The organism is Bacillus cereus group sp. MYBKT111-2 (assembly GCF_051915205.1).
Lineage (GTDB): Bacteria > Bacillota > Bacilli > Bacillales > Bacillaceae_G > Bacillus_A > Bacillus_A paranthracis.
This window is the reverse complement of record NZ_JBQAEG010000003.1, coordinates 487650-507552: the sequence shown is the minus strand read 5'-3', so window position 1 is coordinate 507552 and position 19903 is coordinate 487650. Positions and strand designations below refer to the sequence as shown.

Below are 19903 nucleotides of genomic sequence, written 5' to 3'. Positions count from 1 at the left end.
AAAAGGTGAATGGGTCTAGAAGAAGATAGGTAATACTTCATTTGTTTTTCTAATTATATGATAAAAAGGAAAAAATGCACTTTAAATAAGAATATTCTAATTATTTCGACTGTGAATATTTCCAAGCTTGTCCGTATAAGCTAAAATAAGGTATATAGCATTTTGGTGAATATGTTAGAAGACAAACACGTTAGGGTGATATAAAATGTGGCGGAAGCTTACGATTATTGTAGTATTACTTTGTTTAGCAGGATATGCAGCTTATGAACAGTTTGGTAAAAGCGATCAGGCGGCCCAAGGAGAGCAAGAAAAAAGTAAAGCTGCTATGAAAGAGATGATTGCAAGTAACGGTATTGAAATAGGAAAGAGTGCGCCAGACTTTGAATTAACGAAGTTAGATGGAACGAATGTAAAATTATCGGATTTAAAAGGAAAGAAAGTGATTGTAAATTTTTGGGCAACGTGGTGTGGACCTTGTCAGCAAGAAATGCCAGATATGGAGGCTTTCTATAAAGAACATAAAGAAAATGTAGAAATTTTAGCAATAAATTATACGCCTTCAGAAAAAGGCGGAGGGATAGAAAAGGTGAGTAATTTTGCTAAGGAGAAAGGAATTACTTTTCCTATTTTATTGGACAAGAATATTGATGTGACAACAGCGTATAAAGTCATTACAATCCCAACTTCGTATTTTATAGATACGAAAGGTGTCATTCAAGATAAGTTTATTGGACCGATGACGCAAAAAGAGATGGAGAAACGAATTGCTAAATTAAAATAACAGTGAAAAGGTAGAGATGGAATATAATCATTTCTGCCTTTTCTTTTTCACGTAGTGAAAGCTTCATGATATGATAAAAGAAATATAAACGTTGAGAGATAAAGGAGTGTATTTGGAGTGGGGAATATATCCTTACCGTTAGATTATGTTGTAATTGACTTTGAAACAACAGGATTTAACCCTTATAATGATAAAATTATTCAAGTGGCAGCAGTGAAATATCGTAATCATGAACTAGTAGATCAATTTGTTTCCTATGTGAATCCAGAGCGTCCAATTCCAGACCGAATAACGAGTTTAACGGGTATTACAAATTATCGTGTTTCAGATGCACCGACGATTGAAGAAGTGTTACCTTTATTTTTAGCATTTTTACATACGAATGTAATTGTCGCTCATAATGCATCTTTTGATATGCGCTTTTTGAAAAGTAATGTGAATATGCTGGGGTTGCCGGAACCGAAAAATAAAGTGATTGATACTGTATTTTTAGCGAAGAAATATATGAAGCACGCTCCTAATCATAAACTTGAAACGTTAAAGCGAATGCTTGGAATTCGTTTGAGTTCTCATAATGCATTTGATGATTGTATTACTTGTGCAGCAGTTTATCAAAAATGTGCCTCTATTGAAGAAGAGGCGAAAAGGAAATCGAATACAGAAGTACTTGATGAGACAGCAGTATATGAAGCGGTAAAAGAGATACTTGTACGAAATAAACGTGATATCGAATGGATTCGTTGCATGAATGTAGGAAGCTATTTAGATATAAAAGCTTTTTATCCAGTTATGAGATTAAAGGTAAAAGGGCGAAAGAAATACGTATTAACAGACATATTAGAAGATGATGTGAAAGAAATATGTACGAGTTTAGCCTGTGAACCGGCATTAAAAAGTGAAGTTGGTAATACGAGAATTATGCTGAATTGCTTAGAGGACGTCCTGAAATTAGAAAGTTATATTTTAGAACAGTATGATTTCGTACTGCAAGCGCTGCATGATTATAAACAAAGTGAAATGAATGCAGATGAAAAGTTAAAAGAGTATTTAAATATTATGGTATGAAAAACTCCGTGTACATTTTATTGTACACGGAGTTTTTTTAGGAGTATTAAAACATAAAATTTTCTTGCAAATCTGATTAAAGAGTTTTTCCTTTGCTCATACTATGTATAGTAAGAATGAGAAGGAGAGAGGGTGAACAGCATGAGAAGAAGTCGTCGCAAATCATTTGACGAGCTTGTGAAAGAAAATAAACAACAATTATTAAGCGATCGCGATGCAATCGATCGCATTGAAGAGCGTATTGAAAAACGTTATGAAATGAAACTTTTTAAGCAAGCTGAATAATTCTTAACACTAGTACGATACTACTGTTAAGGAGGCGATAGTAATGGGTAATCCGAAAAAGAATTCAAAAGACTTTGTACCGAATCATATTGGAACACAATCAAAAAAAGCTGGTGGCAATAAAGGAAAGCAAATGCAAGACCAAACGGGTAAACAACCGATTGTTGATAACGGTTAAAAAGGGAGAATGTTATCATTCTTCTTTTTGTGACGAGTTTTTAATAGTAAAAAAGGGCTGACTTTTGTCAGCCCTTTTTCGTAATCGTAAAGTTTTCAACAAGTAAACGCCAATTTTGCGGGAATGGTAAACCAATCTTCCAATAACTAATACCACCTATACCTTGTTCTTTCATTAAATTAAACTTACTTTGAACAGACCGTGAATCTTCAAACCAAACTTCGTGTTGTACACCATTTTCATCGAAATAATTAAAATGAGGAGCCTGTGCTGTGAAATCATAGCGGATCGGAACATTGTATTTACGAGCTAGTGCAACAGCTGCGACAGAGCTAATTGCTTTTGCAGGCGGATTTCCTTCTTTGAATGGAAGTTTCCAATCGAATCCGTATAAATTTTGTCCCATCATAATTTTTTGCGGAGGCATTTGAGATTTTGCGTATTGAAGTACTTCTTTTACAGGACCGATAGGAGAAATAGCCATCGGTGGTCCGCCCTGCCAACCCCAGTCGTATGTCATAATGACGACGAAATCAACAATTTGACCTTGTGCTTTATAATCATGAGCTTCGAAAAATTTTCCCTTTTGATTTGAACTTGTTTTCGGTACAAGTGTTGTACTTAGTGTGTACCCATTAGGTAAGCGTGTTTTCACATTTCGTAAAAAACGATTATACGCTTCGCGATCTTCAGGTGCCACGCTCTCGAAATCAAAATGAATGTCTCGCATACCGTACTTCTCAGCTGTTTGCAAAATGTTTGTAATAAATTTATTTTGAATCGTTGCATCACGTAAAATAACGGATGTTAGATCGGCACTAAAGTTTCCATTTTCAATATTTGTAATAACGAGCATAGGAATGGTGTTTCCTTGCGTTGCAATATTAGCAATTTTAGCTGTTTCAGTTGGTTCTTTTAACGTACCATCTCTTTTTGCCTCGAAACTGAAGTAGGCTAAGTATGTTAAAAATGGATTAATAGCACGTGTAGAATTAACTAAACTTTCTTTAATGGGGATAGTTGAAGGTTGTAAATAAGCGATGGATTCTACTGCTCGTTTCGTCCCTTTTGGAATATATAATTGCTGGCCAACATGGAGAATGGATTTTAAAGATAAATTATTCACTTTAGCTAAACTAGCGAGAGGAACGTTATATGTTTGAGAGATTCGATATAAGCTATCGCCAGGCTGTACATAATAATTATTTCCTTTCGTATTCACAATTAGTGCCTGACCAACAACGAGTGTTTCAGCTGGATTTAATCCATTGTCTTTTACTATCTCGTCAGGTGTTGATCCATATTTTGATGCCAAGCTATATACGCTATCACCGCTACGAACCGTTACAATTTGAATCATATGCTTGCTCCTTTCGGTAAAAGATTCACTATTTTTATTTTATTTTTGATGTCACTGTATTATGATTAAATGTATGCAAGGTAGCAGAAGTGAAAGAAGGCGAATACATATGTTTGTAGCAGAACATGAAGTTGAAATCCGTTATGCGGAAACAGATCAAATGGGTGTTGTTTACCATTCAAACTATTTAGTGTGGCTTGAACTAGGTCGCACGAAACTTATACAAGATTTAGGGTTTTCATATGTTGAAATGGAGAAGGAAGGAATTATTTCTCCTGTTTTAGATTTGCAAATTTCTTATCGTAAAGCGATGCGCTACGGGGAAAAAGCAATTGTAAAAACGTGGGTTGATACAGTGAGCCCGCTTCGCGTTGTATATGGATATGAAATTTATAATGGTGATGGCGAACTTTGTATTACTGCAAGTACAACGAATATTTGTGCAAAAAAAGAAGGGTTCCGCCCTGTATCATTTAAAAAGTTCTATCCAGAGTGGTATGCGAAATATGAGGAAATTAAGAAAAAATAAAAAAGCGTGGCGGAAGCCACGTTTTTTTATTTTTCATAATTAAATTGCGGGAAATCATCACCGTCGTTAAATGTAACAACTAAATTATGTCCATCGAAGAACCACTCATCATCGCTTTCAATAAAGAAGTTAATATCTTCTTCTTGAATTTGCACAGCAGGATGTGCAGGATCATCTTTACGAATACCTAAAGAAAGTCCTTTTTGCACAGTACTGCAACCACCGTATTGTACGAAAAAGCGTAGTGTTTCACCTGATTGTAAGTTTAATTCGTTTTTATACCATTGTGCTGCTTCTTTTGTTACGGAAAGATTCATGTATAGTTCCTCCAAATTATGTTGCTTTTTCTTTAGTATAAAAAATAACGCAAAAAGACGCTATTAATATGCTTCACGTTTTCTTTTTGCGTTATGTGGGTTACGATCTTATTTTTGCTTTTTTGAAAAGTTTGCTTTCGGTTCAGTTTTATTTATAATTCGTCCAATATTTGCACGGTGTTTATAAATAACCATACCTGCTAATAAACACATCGCAATAATGAAGATTTTATCCCCGCTAACAATTGATGCGATAACGGCAACGACAGCTGTTACCATAGAAGAAAGTGATACGTATCTTGTTGTAAATAAAAGGCTGAAAAAGACAACAGCTAAAATTGCAAAAACAACTGGTGAGTAGCATAATAGCACGCCAGCAGAAGTTGCAACTGCTTTACCACCACGGAATTTCGCGAAAATCGGATACACATGTCCAAGAACAGCTGCTAATCCGAACCATAGTGGATGAACATCTAACGCGAAAATAATCGGTAGACTCGTTGCTAATGTACCTTTTAAAATGTCAGCAATTGTAACGATAAAACCTGCTTTTTTCCCTAATGTGCGGAATGTATTTGTTCCGCCTAAATTACCGCTTCCGTGCTCACGAATGTCAATTCCATAACCAATCTTTCCAACGACTAGTGCAAATGGAATCGAGCCAAGTAAGTAGGCAACGATAAATAAAAGATATGTAGTAACCATAAGTTCAGTCTCCTTTATTCAAATGTGTTGATAAAGGGTAAAAAGAGTTTTTCCCGTATATTGTACCATACATTTGTAAAGAGCACATTTCTTTTTTGTAAATGAAAAATTCATTATTTCGTGCAAAAAATTTCACAGGAATGTTACATTTCTCACAGAAACAATAAGACTATATGTAGTAACATTTTAATCAAAAGACAACAACATATTGGTGGAGGGTTATAAATGTTACAAAAAAATACACGTGGAGAAGAATTAATGAGAGTGTTTGAGACGATTGTCCACGGCAATGAACAAGATTTAATGCAAGAAAATGCAAATGTAGACGGCCGCTCTCCAATGGGAGTAATGGGAACGTTCGCATCTGAGAGTGCAAAATATTATGCTGTGGAAAATTTATTGTCAGATCAAGTGAAAAAAGCGATAAATGAAAATATATTATATCCGCATGACTTAGATTTTTATGCGACTGGAACGACGACGTGTTCGCAAATTCCGTTAGCGCAAATGCTTGCGAACGGTTTTCATACCGGACATGGACATATGAGACAACCGCAAGACATTAAAAGTGCATTGGCTCTTTCGTCTATTATTTTTCAAGCGAATCAAAATATGCAGCACGGTGGTCAATCGTTTGCACTCTTTGATGTTGATTTAGCTCCATATGTGAGAAAAACAGTAGAGAGACATAAGAAACGATTACAGTCATATCCGCTTACGAAAGAACAAATAGAAGAATTTGCGTGGAAAGAAACAGAAAATGATACGTATCAGGCTTGTGAAGCTTTCATTCATAATTCAAATAGTATGCATAGTCGGGGCGGAGGACAAGTACCGTTTATTTCTATTAATTATGGAACAGACACATCGAAAGAAGGAAGACTTTTAATTAAACAACTTTTAAAAGCAACACAAGCTGGTCTTGGTAAAGGGGAAACACCAATTTTTCCTATTCAAATTTTTAAAATGAAAAAAGGTGTGAATTTTGAAGAAAGTGATCCGAACTATGATTTATTTGAATTAGCGTTAGAGACAACAGCTGAACGATTATTCCCTAACTTTTCATTTTTAGATGCGCCATTTAATGCCGTGCATTATGATGGACGACCGGAAAGTGAAGTATGTTACATGGGATGTCGTACTCGTGTTATGTCGAACATACATGGAGAAGAAACGGCGATTGGAAGAGGGAATTTATCATTTACATCTATTAACTTAGTGAAATTAGCATTAATTAGTGGTTCAAAAGAAGCGTTTTTTGAAGCGTTAAATTATTATTTAGATTTAGGAATTAAGCAATTATTAGAGCGATTTGAGTATCAATGTACGAAACGAGCAAGAGATTTCCGATTTTTATATTCACAAGGTGTATGGCGCGGTGGAGAAAAGTTACAGCCTGAAGATTCTGTAGCATCCATTTTAAAGCAAGGGACGTTAAGTCTTGGTTTTATCGGTCTTGCGGAGTGTTTAGTAGCTTTAACAGGAAAGCATCATGGAGAAGATGAAGAATCATGGAAACTCGGGTATGAAATTATTTCCTTTATGAGGGATAGAATGGATAAAGCGACAGAAGAACATGAACTGAATTTCTCGGTAATTGCAACTCCGGCAGAAGGATTATCAGGGAAGTTTGTGAAAAAAGATAGAGAAGAATTTGGCATGATTAGCGGTATAACAAATCATAATTACTATACGAATTCATTCCATATTCCAGTTTATTATAACATGCAAGCGATAAATAAAATTCGTTTAGAAGGCCCGTTCCACGCTCTATGTAACGGGGGACATATTACGTATATTGAACTAGATGGAGCAGCAATGCATAACAAAAAGGCATTAAAACAAATTGTACAAGCGATGGCAGAACATGGCGTTGGATACGGTTCAATTAATCACCCTGTTGACCGTTGTAAGTGCTGTAGTTATCACGGAGTTATTGGAAATGAATGTCCGAGCTGCGGAAATGAAGATGAGGCTAAAATAGAAAGAATTCGCCGTATAACAGGTTATCTTGTAGGAGATATGTCGAAGTGGAATAGTGCGAAACGTAGTGAAGAGATGGATCGGGTGAAACATAAATGAAAGTGATGAACATCATTCATGATAGTGTAGTAGACGGAGAAGGGTTGCGGACAGTCGTGTTTTTTGCGGGCTGTCCGCATCGTTGTTTCGGTTGCCATAATCCGAAATCGTGGAATATTTGTAATGGAACTGAAATGACAGTAGAAGAAATTGTGAAAGAGATTGCAAGTAATCCATTAACTGATGTAACATTTTCAGGTGGAGATCCATTTTTCCAAGCGGCTGAAGTGAAAAAAGTAGCAAAAGCTGTGAAAGATTTGAAAAAAAATCTATGGATGTATACAGGTTATACGTTAGAAGAGATACAGAGTTCTCAAAATAATGATATGATAGAGTTGTTACATTATGGGGATGTTTTAGTCGATGGAAGATTTGAAATCGAGAAAAAAGATTTAACACTTCCATTTCGCGGAAGCTCCAATCAACGTATTATTCGATTGAAAGAGTAAAAAGGCGGGATAGATTATTATGAATAAAACAGTATTACTTGTTGAAGATGAAAGAAGATTACGTGAAATTGTTAGCGATTATTTTCGCAATGAAGGCTTTGAAGTAATCGAAGCAGAAGACGGAAAAAAAGCGTTAGAATTATTTGCAGAGCATGAAATTGATTTAATTATGTTAGATATTATGTTACCAGAAATAGATGGATGGTCTGTTTGTAGAAGAATTAGAAAAGAATCAGCAGTACCAATTATTATGTTGACAGCACGTTCGGATGAGGATGATACATTACTAGGTTTCGAATTAGGTGCAGATGAGTATGTAACGAAACCTTTCAGCCCGAAAGTGTTAGTAGCTCGCGCAAAGACTTTATTGAAGCGTGCGGATGGCGTGGTAGGAGTAGCTGAAGAAAATGCTATGTCTTTAGCTGGAATAGAAGTGAATCGTCTATCTAGAACTGTTTTAGTAGATGGAGAAGAAATTATATTAACACATAAAGAATTTGAACTTCTCGTTTATTTAATGGAGAACAAAGGAATTGTGTTGTCACGTCAACATTTATTAGATCAGTTATGGGGATATGACTATTACGGTGATGACCGAACTGTTGATACTCATATTAAAAAACTACGAAATAAGCTAGGAGATAAAGCGAAGCATATCGGTACTGTTATTCGTGTTGGTTATAAATTTGAAGAATAACTTGGAACGTATTGTGTGCTTCAGTCTAGGAAAATAACAATTTTATATCCTCTTTTGCAGGTGGAATGTACAAAAAATGCTTTTTTTGTCTACAATGTTAAATAAGTGTATTTTTTTAATTGGATTTCACGATGAGTTCACAAGAAGGACACAAAACGTGACTATACTAAAAATACGAATTCACCAGAGAGGGGAAGTAAACATGGGATATTACGACGGACCAAATTTAAATGAAGAGCATAGTGAAACGAGAGAAGTGAGAAAATCGGGCAGTAAAAAAGGCTATTTTTTCACAGGTTTAGTCGGAGCTGTAGTTGGGGCTGTTTCAATTAGTTTTGCGGCACCATATATGCCATGGGCTCAAAATAATGGAGCGACTGTATCATCTTTTAGTTCAGATTCAAAAGTTGAAGGTACTGTAGTTCCTGTTATCAATAAAGCAAAAAATGAAACGGACTTACCTGGTATGATTGAAGGCGCGAAAGATGTTGTTGTAGGTGTTATTAATATGCAACAAAGTATTGATCCATTTGCAATGCAACCGACGGGTCAAGAACAACAAGCTGGTTCAGGATCAGGTGTTATTTATAAAAAGGCAGGAAATAAAGCATATATTGTAACGAACAATCATGTAGTAGATGGTGCAAATAAACTTGCTGTAAAACTGAGTGATGGCAAGAAGGTAGATGCGAAGCTTGTAGGGAAAGACCCTTGGTTAGATTTAGCTGTTGTTGAAATTGATGGTGCTAATGTAAATAAAGTTGCCACTTTAGGTGATTCTAGTAAAATCCGTGCGGGTGAAAAAGCAATTGCAATCGGTAACCCATTAGGATTTGACGGAAGTGTAACGGAAGGTATAATCAGTAGTAAAGAACGCGAAATTCCGGTTGATATTGATGGCGATAAACGTGCAGATTGGAATGCTCAAGTTATTCAAACAGATGCAGCAATTAACCCTGGTAATAGTGGTGGTGCGTTATTTAACCAAAACGGAGAAATAATTGGGATTAATTCAAGTAAAATTGCACAACAAGAAGTTGAAGGAATTGGATTTGCTATTCCAATTAATATCGCAAAACCAGTTATTGAATCTCTTGAAAAAGATGGAGTAGTAAAACGTCCAGCGCTTGGAGTAGGTGTCGTTTCATTAGAAGATGTGCAAGCTTATGCAGTCAATCAATTGAAAGTACCGAAAGAAGTAACAAACGGTGTTGTATTAGGTAAAATTTACCCAATATCACCGGCTGAAAAAGCAGGTTTAGAGCAATATGATATTGTAGTAGCATTAGATAATCAAAAAGTAGAAAATTCACTTCAATTCCGTAAATATTTATATGAAAAGAAAAAAGTAGGAGAGAAGGTAGAAGTTACATTCTATCGTAACGGTCAAAAAATGACGAAAACAGCTACTTTAGCAGATAACTCAGCTACAAAGAATCAATAATCGGAATAAAAGAAAGTCTCTTTCATATTGAAAGAGACTTTCTTTATCGGCTATACTAAAGGAATAGGAGGGATAATTTATGACAATTGAAAACCCAACTCGTACGGAAATTGGTGAAGTATTAAAGAAAAGCAAAACGATTGCAGTTGTTGGTTTATCGGATAAGCCAGAGCGTACATCGTATATGGTTTCAAAAGCAATGCAAGATGCTGGATACCGCATTATTCCAGTTAACCCAACAGTAGATGAGGTGCTTGGAGAAAAGGCAGTTGCTTCACTAAAGGATATTAAGGAACACGTTGACATTGTAAATGTATTTCGTCGCTCAGAGTTTTTAATGGATGTTGCAAAAGAATTTGTAGAGATTGATGCAGATGTTTTTTGGGCACAATTAGGAGTACAAGATGAAGATACATACAAACTTTTAAAAGAAAAAGACTATACTGTAATAATGGATCGTTGTATAAAAGTAGAACATGCGATGACAAAATAGTATAGATTGTAAAGGTAGGAAGATTGCTTCAGCCCTCATGATAATAAGTAGGGCCGATGAACGAGGTGTTCATCATGAGATTTTTTAAAGGCTGTTTTTGGGGATTGTTACTTGTAATCCCGTTTTGGATATTGATCATTTGGATCATAATAAAGGTTTGGAATGTGTAATCTTGGCATACATATCCATTTCTCGTTGACAAACGATTATTTTTCTGAAATAGTAGCCTAGAGGAATCCTTGTGAAAAAACAAGGATTTTTCTATTGAAAATGGTATATAAAAGAGATAAGATAACTTGCCAAAACTATAGTCGAGGCGTTATTCTATAATAGAAACATATGTTCTGATTTTGGATTAGGAAAGGGGCAAGGAGTTTGGCGAAGCATCAGTTCCAATATAATGAAGATGCGATTCAAGTGTTAGAAGGACTTGAAGCCGTTCGAAAACGCCCGGGTATGTATATCGGGAGCACGGACAGCCGTGGATTGCATCATTTAGTATACGAAATAGTAGATAACTCCGTTGATGAAGCGTTAGCGGGATTTGGCGACGAAATTTCTGTCATAATACATAAAGATAATAGTATTAGCGTTATAGATAAAGGGCGAGGAATGCCTACGGGAATGCATAAGCTTGGAAAACCTACACCAGAAGTTATTTTAACTGTACTTCATGCCGGTGGTAAGTTTGGTCAAGGTGGTTACAAAACGAGTGGTGGTTTACACGGTGTTGGGGCATCAGTTGTAAACGCCTTATCTGAATGGTTAGTCGTAACGATTAAGCGTGACGGAAATATTTATGAACAACGCTTTGAAAATGGCGGTGTTCCTGTAACGACGCTTGAGAAAATCGGAAAGACGAAAGAATCTGGTACGACAATGCATTTCAAACCAGATACAACGATTTTCAGCACAACAAATTACAATTATGAAACATTATGTGAGAGATTACGTGAATCTGCATTCTTATTAAAAGGGATGAAAATCTCAATAAAAGATGAAAGAAATGATTTAGAAGATGTCTTTCATTATGAAACAGGAATTGAAGCTTTCGTTTCCTATTTAAACGAAGAAAAAGATTCAATTCACCCAGTTGTATACTTCACTGGTGAACAAAATGGGATTGAAGCAGAACTAGCATTTCAATTTAACGATGGCTACTCAGAAAATATTCTTTCGTTTGTAAATAATGTACGTACAAAAGATGGTGGAACACATGAAGCTGGATTTAAGACAGCGATGACGCGTGTGTTCAATGAGTATGCTCGCAAAGTTTCACTATTAAAAGAAAAAGATAAAAACTTAGAAGGTACAGATATTCGTGAAGGTGTAGCGGCTATCGTTTCTGTACGTGTACCAGAAGAAGTACTTCAGTTTGAAGGACAAACAAAAGGGAAACTAGGTACAAGTGAAGCTCGTTCTTCAATTGATGCCATTGTATCAGAGCATTTAGCTTACTTTTTAGAAGAAAACCCGGACGTAGCCACACTTCTTGTGAGAAAAGCAATTAAAGCAGCGCAAGCACGTGAAGCCGCTCGTAAAGCGAGAGAGGAAGCGCGTACTGGTAAAAAGAAAAAGAAATCAGAAGGTACATTAAGTGGTAAGTTAACACCTGCACAATCACGTAACCCGCAGAAAAATGAACTATACCTAGTAGAGGGTGACTCTGCCGGTGGTTCTGCAAAACAAGGGCGAGATCGACGCTTCCAAGCGGTATTACCGTTACGTGGTAAAGTAATTAATACAGAAAAAGCAAAGCTTGCTGATATCTTTAAAAATGAAGAGATTAATACAATTATTTATGCGATTGGCGGCGGTGTAGGCAATGAATTCGATGTGGAAGATATTAACTACGATAAAGTTGTCATTATGACCGATGCCGATACAGACGGGGCGCATATTCAAGTATTGTTATTAACATTCTTCTACAGATATATGAAACCACTTATCGAAGCTGGTAAAGTGTTTATCGCACTTCCTCCTTTATACAAAGTAAGTAAAGGAAAAGGAAAAAGTGAAGTAATTGAATACGCATGGTCAGATGATGAATTAGATGAAGTAACGAAAAAAGTTGGAAAAGGTTACATGTTACAGCGTTATAAAGGACTTGGCGAAATGAATGCGGATCAATTATGGGAAACAACGATGAATCCTGAAACGCGTACATTAATTCGCGTGAAAATTGATGATGCAGCAAGAGCAGAGCGCCGCGTAACAACATTAATGGGCGATAAAGTAGAACCGCGCCGTAAATGGATTGAGCGTAATGTACAGTTTGGTATGCAAGAAGAAGGAAATATTTTAGAAAATGAAATGATTATGGAGACGGAGGTGGAATAACATGCAAGCAGAGAAGTTTCATGACCTCCCGCTTGAAGACGTGTTAGGTGATCGCTTTGCACGTTATAGTAAATATATTATTCAAGATCGCGCACTTCCAGATGCGCGTGACGGCTTAAAACCAGTACAAAGACGTATTTTATATTCTATGTATGTAGAAGGAAACGTGCACGATAAAGCGTTCCGTAAGTCAGCTAAAACAGTCGGTAACGTTATTGGTAATTATCATCCGCATGGTGATTCCTCTGTATATGAGGCGATGGTACGTTTAAGCCAAACTTGGAAAGTACGTAATGTTTTAGTTGAAATGCATGGTAATAACGGCAGTGTTGATGGGGATCCGGCAGCAGCAATGCGTTATACGGAAGCACGATTATCACCAATTGCATCTGAGTTATTACGTGATCTTGATAAAGAAACAGTAGAATTCGTATCAAACTTTGATGATACGAGTGAGGAACCGGTTGTTTTACCAGCAGCGTTCCCGAACTTATTAGTGAACGGATCTACAGGAATTTCCGCAGGTTATGCAACAGAAATTCCTCCGCATCATCTTGGAGAAGTTATTGACGCTACAATGATGCGTATTGATAAACCGAATACTACTGTTGATGATTTATTAACAGTTATGAAAGGACCAGATTTCCCAACAGGTGGTATTATTCAAGGGATTGATGGTATTAAAAAGGCGTATGAAACAGGTAAAGGTAAAATTATCATTCGCGGGAAAGCAGAAGTTGAAACGGTTCGTGGCGGGAAACAGCAAATCGTAATTACTGAAATTCCATACGAAGTAAATAAAGCAAACCTTGTTAAGAAAATGGATGAGTTACGCCTAGATAAAAAATTAGATGGCATTGCTGAAGTACGTGATGAGACAGATCGTACAGGTCTTCGCATTGTCGTAGAATTAAAAAAAGAAGCAAATTCTGAAGGTATTTTAAATTATTTATATAAAAATACAGATTTACAAATTCCATATAACTTTAATATGGTAGCGATTAATAATCGTCGTCCAACGCTTATGACATTACCGAAAATTTTAGATGCATATATTGGCCATCAAAAAGAAGTTGTTACGAGACGTTCACAATATGAATTACGAAAGGCAGAAAATCGTCAACATATTGTAGAAGGTTTAAAGAAAGCATTATCGATTTTAGACCAAGTTATTGAAACGATTCGTGCTTCAAAAGATAAGCGTAATGCAAAAGATAATTTAAGTGCGAAATTTGGTTTTACAGAAGCGCAAGCGGAAGCAATTGTATCCTTGCAATTATATCGTTTAACGAATACAGATATTACAGCGCTACAACAAGAGGCAGATGAGCTTAATAAGAAAATTATTGAGCTACAGGCAATTTTACAAAGTGAAAAAAGGTTACTTCAAGTTATTAAAACAGATTTAAAGAGAGTTAAGAAAACATATAGTGATGATCGACGCGCGATTATTGAAGATCAAATCGAGGAAATTAAAATCGATGTAGAAGTGATGATCCCACAAGAAGATGTCATCGTTACTGTAACGAAAGAAGGATATGTGAAACGTACTGGATGGCGCTCACATAATGCCTCAAATGGCAAAGACTTCGGTATGAAAGAGGGTGACATCTTACTTGAACGATTCGATACGAATACGACAGAGACAGTCCTCTTATTTACGAATAAAGGAAACTATATATATCTGCCAGTATACGAAATGCCAGATATTCGTTGGAAAGATTTAGGACAGCACGTTGCTAATATCGTTTCACTTGACCGGGATGAAACCATTATTTGGGCAACTGTCGTACCGAACTTTGAGGAAGAAAAGCGATTTATCGTATTTGTAACGAAGAACGGTATGATTAAGAAGACAGAATTAAACCAATATAAAGTACAACGTTACTCTAGAGCATTCGTTGCTGTAAACTTGAAAAAAGATGATGAAGTTGTTGATATATTTGCGACAGATGGAACGAGTGATATCGTTCTTGCTACACATGGTGCATATGCACTTATTTTCCATGAAGATGAAGTAAGTCCAGTCGGTGTAAGAGCCGCTGGTGTGAAAGCAATTAATTTAAAAGAAGATGACTATGTCGCTTCTGGTAAACCATTAAATGCTGATAAAGATCAACTTATTCTCGTAACGCAGCGCGGTGCTGTAAAACGCCTAAAAGCATCAGAAATTGAGAAATCAACGAGGGCAAAGCGAGGTCTTGTTATTTTCAAAGAGTTAAAACGTAATCCATACCGCATTGTCGGTATTGAAATCGTTAGAGACGATGAACTAGTTTACATGAAGACAGAGAAACACATCGTAGAAGAAATTGATCCGAAAGCGTATCGAAATAAGGACAGGTATAGTAACGGTAGTTTAGTACTAGATGTTAATGATACTGGTGAAGTTATTGAAACGTGGACGAAAAAACGACCGGAATAAAAAAAGCATCTTGTCATGAATAATGGCAAGATGCTTTTTTCTAGGCAACTTATTATGTAAATAATAATAATCTTGTTATAATAACTGAATGAAATCGTTCTCATGAAGTGGACTTACTACCCACAAATAGCGGGATAAATGGAGGGGCAACATGAAAAAAATAGGTGTAGGGATTGTAGGGTTTGGATTTTCTAGTACAACATTTCACATCCCATTATTACAAACGATAGAAGAATACGATATTCGTGCCGTATTATCTTCAAAAGAAGAGGTAGTAAAAGAAACATTACCGAATGCTAACGTCGTGAGTACAATTGATGAATTGGTGAAGCGAGCTGATATTGACTTAGTTGTTATTACTTCACCAAATACAACTCATTTTCCATATGTAAAAGAAGCAATATTAAACGGTAAGCATGTTGTTGTAGAGAAACCATTTGTTGTTTCAATTGAAGAAGGAGAAGAGCTTATTTCATTAGCAGAGCAGCATAATGTCGTATTAAGTGTATATCATAATCGTCGTTTTGATAATGATTTCTTAACAATTAAGAAATTATTAGAAGAAAATAGAATAGGGAACCTATACGCGTATGAAGCGCATTTTGATCGTTTCCGTCCACATGTACGTGATCGATGGAGAGAAAAGAACTTACCAGGATCAGGTATATTATATGACTTAGGCTCGCATTTAATTGACCAAGCATTATCATTATTTGGGAAACCAAATGCAATCAGTGCAGATGTAATCAAACAACGACCAGGTGCAGAAATTGATGATTATTTCCACATAGTACTTCATTACGGAGTTAAACGTGTCATTTTACGTAGTAGCAGTTATGTGAAAAAGGCAGGTCCACACTTTACACTGCATGGAGATAAAGGCTCTATCGTGAAATACGGTATGGATTCACAGGAAGAACAATTAAAAAATGGAATGAAGCCAGGCGATAACGGTTATGGAGTAGACATTGAAGAGAATTTTGCTACTCTAGAAACAGAAGAAGAGTCAGTACGTATTCCAACAGAAGTCGGCTGTTATGACATGTACTATAAAGGTGTAAGAGATAGTATTATAAGTGGTGAGAAATTACCTGTAACAGCACAAGAAGGTTTAGAAGTTATTAAGCTGATTCAATTAGCGGTTGAAAGTAGTGAAACAGGTAGAGTTATCACTGTAAAATAAAAAAGACACGAATTTCGTGTCTTTTTATTTTTGTGGAACAGAAAGACCATAGAAAAACATAGTGACAATATCTTGAATATGTTTTTCGCGATCTCCTTCAAGAAGCTGTGCCCCAAAATCATCACCTAATTTTGTAAACATTTGAATGTAAAGTAACATCATTTCTTTAGTAAGGTGAGGGTTAATTTCATTTTTTTGCTGTGCTTGTTCTAATATTTCTAAATACCAAGGCAGGATTTTTTCGTTTTGATAACTATAAATAAAATCTCGGAGCGCTTCATCTCTTTGCATCATTTGTAGTAACATGTCAGGCTGAAATAATCCGCCAGTATTCATTTTTCTTACAATCATTTTTTGCATCATATCATGAAAAGGTAATTTTTCCGCTGCAAGATCTTTATAATATTGAAATTCAGATATAATAAATTCTTGTATAAGCTCTCGAAATAACGCATCTTTACTTCCGAAATGATTATAAATGGTAACTTGAGAAACGTTTGCTTCTTTTGCAATATGTTCTATTTTCACTTCATTAAATCCGCGTTCTGAAAATAATAAGAAGGCTGCCTCTTTAATAGCACGTTTTTTCTTTTCTTTCACTTTTTCAAAGCCGTTCAATGCAATCACCTCAATTAAAATATACAAGAAAAAATAATGAAAAACAATAATTTTGAAATATAGACATATAAATATTTCAAAAAGTTGTTGCGAATATGAAAGATGAGGAGTACAATAATTTTGAAATATCACATATTAAATATTTCAAAAAATGAGGTGGATTTATGATTTCAGTTCAAAATGTTACAAAACAATTTTCGAACGGAAAAGGTTTGTTTCATATTACATTTGATGTAAAAGAAGGAGAAGTGTTCGGTTACTTAGGACCGAATGGTGCAGGTAAATCAACGACGATTCGTAATTTAATGGGATTTATAAAATCGACATCTGGAAAATCTTCCATTTTTGGATTGGATTGTTGGAATGAAGCAGCGAAAATTCAAAGGGAAGTTGGTTATTTGCCGGGTGAAATTTCTTTTATTGAAGGAATGAACGGATTAGAATTTCTGAAGTTAATGCAAGGAATGCGTGGGCTAAAGGATACGAAAAGACGAGATGAATTAATAGAACGTCTACAATTCGATGTGAAAACACCGATTCGAAAAATGTCTAAAGGAATGAAACAAAAAGTAGGGATTGTTGCTGCTTTTATGCATGATCCAGAAGTGTTAATTTTAGATGAACCGACTTCAGGGCTCGATCCACTTATGCAGCAAGTGTTTATAGATTTAATAGTAGAGGAAAAGCAAAGGGGAAAAACGATTCTTATGTCTTCACATATTTTCACTGAAATTGAGCGTACATGTGACCGAGTAGCGATTATTAAAGATAGGCGCCTTGTAACGGTTGAAAATATTCATGATTTACAAAGTATGAGACGACAAGTGATAGATGTAACCGTATCATCAGAGGAAGAGATTAAATCTCTTACGCAATGTAATTTGCAATTTGAAGCGGTAAAAGGTAGAGAGGCATCGATTATCGTACAAGGAAACTATCAAACTGTTTTACAAATACTTTCAAACTATAATGTAACGGCACTTCAAACGAGAGCAATGGATTTAGAACATTTATTTATGCATTATTACGATAAGAAAGAAGGGGTAAAGCATGAATAAGCAATTGTTTTTAGCTAGTTTGAAAGAGACGCAAAAAAGTATTTTGAGTTACGCAACTGGTGCAGCCCTATATTTATGGTTGTTAATTTGGATATTCCCTTCAATGGTATCAGCGAAAGGTTTAAATGAATTAATAAGCGCTATGCCTGATAGTGTGAAAAAAATTGTTGGCATGGAAAGTCCGATTCAAAACGTAATGGATTTTTTAGCTGGTGAGTACTATAGTCTATTGTTTATTATCATATTAACAATTTTTTGCGTTACAGTTGCAACACATTTAATTGCCCGGCATGTAGATAAAGGGGCGATGGCATATTTATTAGCGACACCTGTATCTCGAATGAAAATTGCAATCACGCAAGCCTCTGTTCTCATATTAGGACTACTAATTATTGTAGTTGTTACGTATGTAGCGGGCATAGTAGGTGCAGAATGGTTTTTAAGTGATAATAACTTAAATAAAGAATTATTCCTAAAGATAAATATAGTAGGAGGGCTCATATTTTTAGTCGTTAGTGCATATTCATTTTTCTTTTCTTGTATATGTAATGATGAAAGAAAAGCACTTAGCTACTCAGCAAGTTTAACTATTTTATTTTTTGTACTAAATATGGTAGGTAAATTAAGTGATAAGTTAGAGTGGATGAAAAGTCTATCGTTATTTAAACTGTTTCGTCCAAAAGAAATTGCGGAAGGAACGTATAATATATGGCCGGTAAGTATAGGTTTAGCTGCGGGAGCGCTTTGTATTTTTATAGTAGCGATTGTATTGTTTAAGAAGAGGGATTTACCGTTGTAGAGTAGAAAGTCCACTATATGAGTGGACTTTTTTTGATGAGGAGGAAACTAGTGGATCATTTATTCCGGGTGCAGCTATATGTAAATGATATAGAAAAGTCATTATTGTTCTATGAAGAAGTAATTGGTTTAAAGTTGTATAAACGAAATATGCATGCAGCACGTTTTAATTTCGACCAGTTTTCTTTATTACTAGTTAGTGATTCAAGATTGAATGAAAATCACTATTTTTACAATCGAAAAGAGATGAAGGGGAATGGCTTTGAACTAATTATTGTTGTCAATCGGATTGAAGAAGTATATGAACGTTGTAAAGAGAATCGGTGCACAATACAAGAAGAAATTCAAATTTATCCATGGGAGATGAGAGGATTTAAAATTGTGGATCCAGATGGGTATTTCCTTAGAATTACATCTAAGTAAAGGTAAACATGAAAAATGTTTACCTTTTTTTATGAAAATATTCAAAAAAATGAACCTTTTTCTAGGCTCATACGTCTAATACATGTAAAGTTAAATTTGAAGCGAGGATGAAACAGGAGGAGCAATTGTGAAAGTAATCCCTTTATATAAAATGTTGGTAAAAGAAGAAACAGATGTTTCCTTAGCGAAAAAAGATGATCATGAAGCTTTTATGACTCTTATACATACAGAAAAAGTGAAGATGTATCGTATTGCAAAGGCTATGTTACGTGATGAGACAAATATAGAGGATGCGATACAAACAACAATTTTAAAAGCCTATGAAAATATAAAAAAATTAAAGAAGGAAGAGTTTTTTCAAACTTGGTTAATTCGAATTTTAATGAATGAATGTAACAACATTATTAGAACGTATAAAAAGGTAATTGTGACAGAAGAGAATGATTACAATATGAGTGCGTGCGATCAGTATGAAGATATAGATTTGTGTAATGCGATTCAATCGTTACATGAAGAGTTAAGAGCTGTTACGGTGCTTTATTATTATGAAGATATGAATCAAGAGAGTATAGCGAAGCTTTTAGAAATACCAAAAGGAACAGTGAAATCGAGATTGTCACGTGCGAGGGAACAACTACAGAAACGATTAAAGATGGAATAGGGGGTGCAAAGG

At 35.4% G+C, this 19903-nt stretch carries 21 protein-coding genes; 17 read left to right on the top strand and 4 right to left on the bottom strand.

The genetic code is table 11. The features are described from left to right. Window positions 1-205 precede the first annotated feature (205 nt). The 4 genes from ACTFNE_RS11345 (at window position 206) to sspN (ending at window position 2309) form a co-directional block, all read left to right on the top strand. Window positions 206-781: a TlpA family protein disulfide reductase gene (locus ACTFNE_RS11345; protein ID WP_000269075.1), complete on the top strand. Its 576-nt coding sequence runs from the start codon at window positions 206-208 to the stop codon at window positions 779-781. Window positions 782-898: 117 nt separating this feature from the next. Next, on the top strand, window positions 899-1846 hold the full coding sequence (locus ACTFNE_RS11340; RefSeq protein ID WP_000526906.1) for a 3'-5' exonuclease: 948 nt from the start codon (window positions 899-901) through the stop codon (window positions 1844-1846). A 141-nt stretch (window positions 1847-1987) separates the two neighbouring features. Beyond that, a complete protein-coding gene (locus tag ACTFNE_RS11335) occupies window positions 1988-2131 on the top strand; it encodes an FbpB family small basic protein (protein WP_001254697.1) in 144 nt (47 codons plus the stop codon). A gap of 43 nt (window positions 2132-2174) precedes the next feature. Then, window positions 2175-2309 (top strand): acid-soluble spore protein SspN, encoded by a 135-nt coding sequence (gene sspN / locus ACTFNE_RS11330; protein ID WP_000527989.1) that lies wholly within the window; start codon window positions 2175-2177, stop codon window positions 2307-2309. Between the two features lie 67 nt (window positions 2310-2376). Here the strand turns inward: sspN and ACTFNE_RS11325 are convergent, their stop codons facing one another. Beyond that, window positions 2377-3669, bottom strand: a complete 1293-nt coding sequence (locus ACTFNE_RS11325; protein ID WP_000614849.1) for a glycosyl hydrolase family 18 protein — start codon at window positions 3667-3669, stop codon at window positions 2377-2379. Window positions 3670-3778: 109 nt separating this feature from the next. On the opposite strand from ACTFNE_RS11325, the gene ACTFNE_RS11320 reads away from it, so the two are divergent. Beyond that, window positions 3779-4198: an acyl-CoA thioesterase gene (locus ACTFNE_RS11320; protein WP_000495810.1), complete on the top strand. Its 420-nt coding sequence runs from the start codon at window positions 3779-3781 to the stop codon at window positions 4196-4198. Window positions 4199-4224: 26 nt separating this feature from the next. On the opposite strand, the gene ACTFNE_RS11315 is transcribed toward ACTFNE_RS11320, so the two are convergent. Together ACTFNE_RS11315 and plsY are read right to left on the bottom strand one after the other, a co-directional pair. Beyond that, window positions 4225-4515 carry a HesB/YadR/YfhF family protein gene (locus ACTFNE_RS11315; RefSeq protein ID WP_001054442.1) on the bottom strand — a complete coding sequence of 97 codons (291 nt, stop codon included), beginning with the start codon at window positions 4513-4515 and terminating at the stop codon, window positions 4225-4227. 108 nt (window positions 4516-4623) lie between these two features. Further along, a complete protein-coding gene (plsY, locus tag ACTFNE_RS11310) occupies window positions 4624-5220 on the bottom strand; it encodes a glycerol-3-phosphate 1-O-acyltransferase PlsY (protein ID WP_000258966.1) in 597 nt (198 codons plus the stop codon). Between the two features lie 225 nt (window positions 5221-5445). Between plsY and ACTFNE_RS11305 the strand changes: the two genes are divergently transcribed. From ACTFNE_RS11305 to ACTFNE_RS11270, 8 genes are all read left to right on the top strand, one after another. Next, a complete protein-coding gene (locus tag ACTFNE_RS11305; protein WP_270704984.1) occupies window positions 5446-7302 on the top strand; it encodes an anaerobic ribonucleoside triphosphate reductase in 1857 nt (618 codons plus the stop codon). Then, window positions 7299-7751, top strand: coding sequence for an anaerobic ribonucleoside-triphosphate reductase activating protein (gene nrdG / locus ACTFNE_RS11300; RefSeq protein WP_000867061.1), 453 nt, complete (start codon window positions 7299-7301; stop codon window positions 7749-7751). The genes ACTFNE_RS11305 and nrdG overlap by 4 nt, the downstream gene beginning before the upstream one ends. A gap of 19 nt (window positions 7752-7770) precedes the next feature. Then, complete coding sequence (locus tag ACTFNE_RS11295; protein ID WP_001044683.1) at window positions 7771-8448, top strand: response regulator transcription factor; 678 nt, start codon at window positions 7771-7773, stop codon at window positions 8446-8448. Window positions 8449-8650: 202 nt separating this feature from the next. Further along, on the top strand, window positions 8651-9892 hold the full coding sequence (locus tag ACTFNE_RS11290) for a S1C family serine protease (RefSeq protein WP_270704986.1): 1242 nt from the start codon (window positions 8651-8653) through the stop codon (window positions 9890-9892). Between the two features lie 79 nt (window positions 9893-9971). Beyond that, window positions 9972-10385, top strand: a complete 414-nt coding sequence (locus ACTFNE_RS11285) for a CoA-binding protein (protein ID WP_000151382.1) — start codon at window positions 9972-9974, stop codon at window positions 10383-10385. A gap of 375 nt (window positions 10386-10760) precedes the next feature. After that, window positions 10761-12725, top strand: coding sequence for a DNA topoisomerase IV subunit B (gene parE, locus ACTFNE_RS11280; RefSeq protein ID WP_270704987.1), 1965 nt, complete (start codon window positions 10761-10763; stop codon window positions 12723-12725). A gap of 1 nt (window position 12726) precedes the next feature. Next, window positions 12727-15150 carry a DNA topoisomerase IV subunit A gene (gene parC, locus ACTFNE_RS11275; protein WP_270704988.1) on the top strand — a complete coding sequence of 808 codons (2424 nt, stop codon included), beginning with the start codon at window positions 12727-12729 and terminating at the stop codon, window positions 15148-15150. A gap of 151 nt (window positions 15151-15301) precedes the next feature. Next, entirely contained in the window at window positions 15302-16333 is a 1032-nt protein-coding gene (locus ACTFNE_RS11270; RefSeq protein ID WP_270704989.1) for an oxidoreductase, read from the top strand. Between the two features lie 24 nt (window positions 16334-16357). Here ACTFNE_RS11270 and ACTFNE_RS11265 read toward each other — a convergent pair whose 3' ends face one another. Next, window positions 16358-16960 (bottom strand): TetR/AcrR family transcriptional regulator, encoded by a 603-nt coding sequence (locus tag ACTFNE_RS11265; RefSeq protein WP_175543877.1) that lies wholly within the window; start codon window positions 16958-16960, stop codon window positions 16358-16360. Window positions 16961-17115: 155 nt separating this feature from the next. Here ACTFNE_RS11265 and ACTFNE_RS11260 point away from each other — a divergent pair, with 155 nt between their 5' ends. The 4 genes from ACTFNE_RS11260 to ACTFNE_RS11245 all read left to right on the top strand — a co-directional run bounded on the left by ACTFNE_RS11260 (window position 17116) and on the right by ACTFNE_RS11245 (window position 19891). After that, entirely contained in the window at window positions 17116-18009 is an 894-nt protein-coding gene (locus ACTFNE_RS11260) for an ABC transporter ATP-binding protein (protein ID WP_270704990.1), read from the top strand. After that, a complete protein-coding gene (locus ACTFNE_RS11255) occupies window positions 18002-18808 on the top strand; it encodes an ABC transporter permease subunit (RefSeq protein ID WP_270704991.1) in 807 nt (268 codons plus the stop codon). Before ACTFNE_RS11260 ends, ACTFNE_RS11255 begins: the two co-directional genes overlap by 8 nt. A 50-nt stretch (window positions 18809-18858) precedes the next feature. Next, the gene (locus ACTFNE_RS11250; protein ID WP_231587831.1) at window positions 18859-19230 is read left to right on the top strand and encodes a VOC family protein; all 372 of its coding nucleotides are present in this window, start codon (window positions 18859-18861) and stop codon (window positions 19228-19230) included. A gap of 127 nt (window positions 19231-19357) precedes the next feature. After that, window positions 19358-19891 carry an RNA polymerase sigma factor gene (locus ACTFNE_RS11245; protein ID WP_046199645.1) on the top strand — a complete coding sequence of 178 codons (534 nt, stop codon included), beginning with the start codon at window positions 19358-19360 and terminating at the stop codon, window positions 19889-19891. The last annotated feature ends 12 nt before the right edge of the window (window positions 19892-19903 follow it).

Coding starts and splice junctions, on each gene's coding strand:
- ACTFNE_RS11305 (WP_270704984.1), top strand. CDS start 5,446: ATGTTACAAAAAAATACACGTGGAGAAGAATTAATGAGAGTGTTTGAG.
- ACTFNE_RS11295 (WP_001044683.1), top strand. CDS start 7,771: ATGAATAAAACAGTATTACTTGTTGAAGATGAAAGAAGATTACGTGAA.
- ACTFNE_RS11335 (WP_001254697.1), top strand. CDS start 1,988: ATGAGAAGAAGTCGTCGCAAATCATTTGACGAGCTTGTGAAAGAAAAT.
- ACTFNE_RS11270 (WP_270704989.1), top strand. CDS start 15,302: ATGAAAAAAATAGGTGTAGGGATTGTAGGGTTTGGATTTTCTAGTACA.
- sspN (WP_000527989.1), top strand. CDS start 2,175: ATGGGTAATCCGAAAAAGAATTCAAAAGACTTTGTACCGAATCATATT.
- plsY (WP_000258966.1), bottom strand. CDS start 5,220: ATGGTTACTACATATCTTTTATTTATCGTTGCCTACTTACTTGGCTCG.
- ACTFNE_RS11290 (WP_270704986.1), top strand. CDS start 8,651: ATGGGATATTACGACGGACCAAATTTAAATGAAGAGCATAGTGAAACG.
- ACTFNE_RS11325 (WP_000614849.1), bottom strand. CDS start 3,669: ATGATTCAAATTGTAACGGTTCGTAGCGGTGATAGCGTATATAGCTTG.
- ACTFNE_RS11255 (WP_270704991.1), top strand. CDS start 18,002: ATGAATAAGCAATTGTTTTTAGCTAGTTTGAAAGAGACGCAAAAAAGT.
- ACTFNE_RS11315 (WP_001054442.1), bottom strand. CDS start 4,515: ATGAATCTTTCCGTAACAAAAGAAGCAGCACAATGGTATAAAAACGAA.
- ACTFNE_RS11285 (WP_000151382.1), top strand. CDS start 9,972: ATGACAATTGAAAACCCAACTCGTACGGAAATTGGTGAAGTATTAAAG.
- ACTFNE_RS11345 (WP_000269075.1), top strand. CDS start 206: ATGTGGCGGAAGCTTACGATTATTGTAGTATTACTTTGTTTAGCAGGA.
- ACTFNE_RS11260 (WP_270704990.1), top strand. CDS start 17,116: ATGATTTCAGTTCAAAATGTTACAAAACAATTTTCGAACGGAAAAGGT.
- nrdG (WP_000867061.1), top strand. CDS start 7,299: ATGAAAGTGATGAACATCATTCATGATAGTGTAGTAGACGGAGAAGGG.
- ACTFNE_RS11320 (WP_000495810.1), top strand. CDS start 3,779: ATGTTTGTAGCAGAACATGAAGTTGAAATCCGTTATGCGGAAACAGAT.
- parC (WP_270704988.1), top strand. CDS start 12,727: ATGCAAGCAGAGAAGTTTCATGACCTCCCGCTTGAAGACGTGTTAGGT.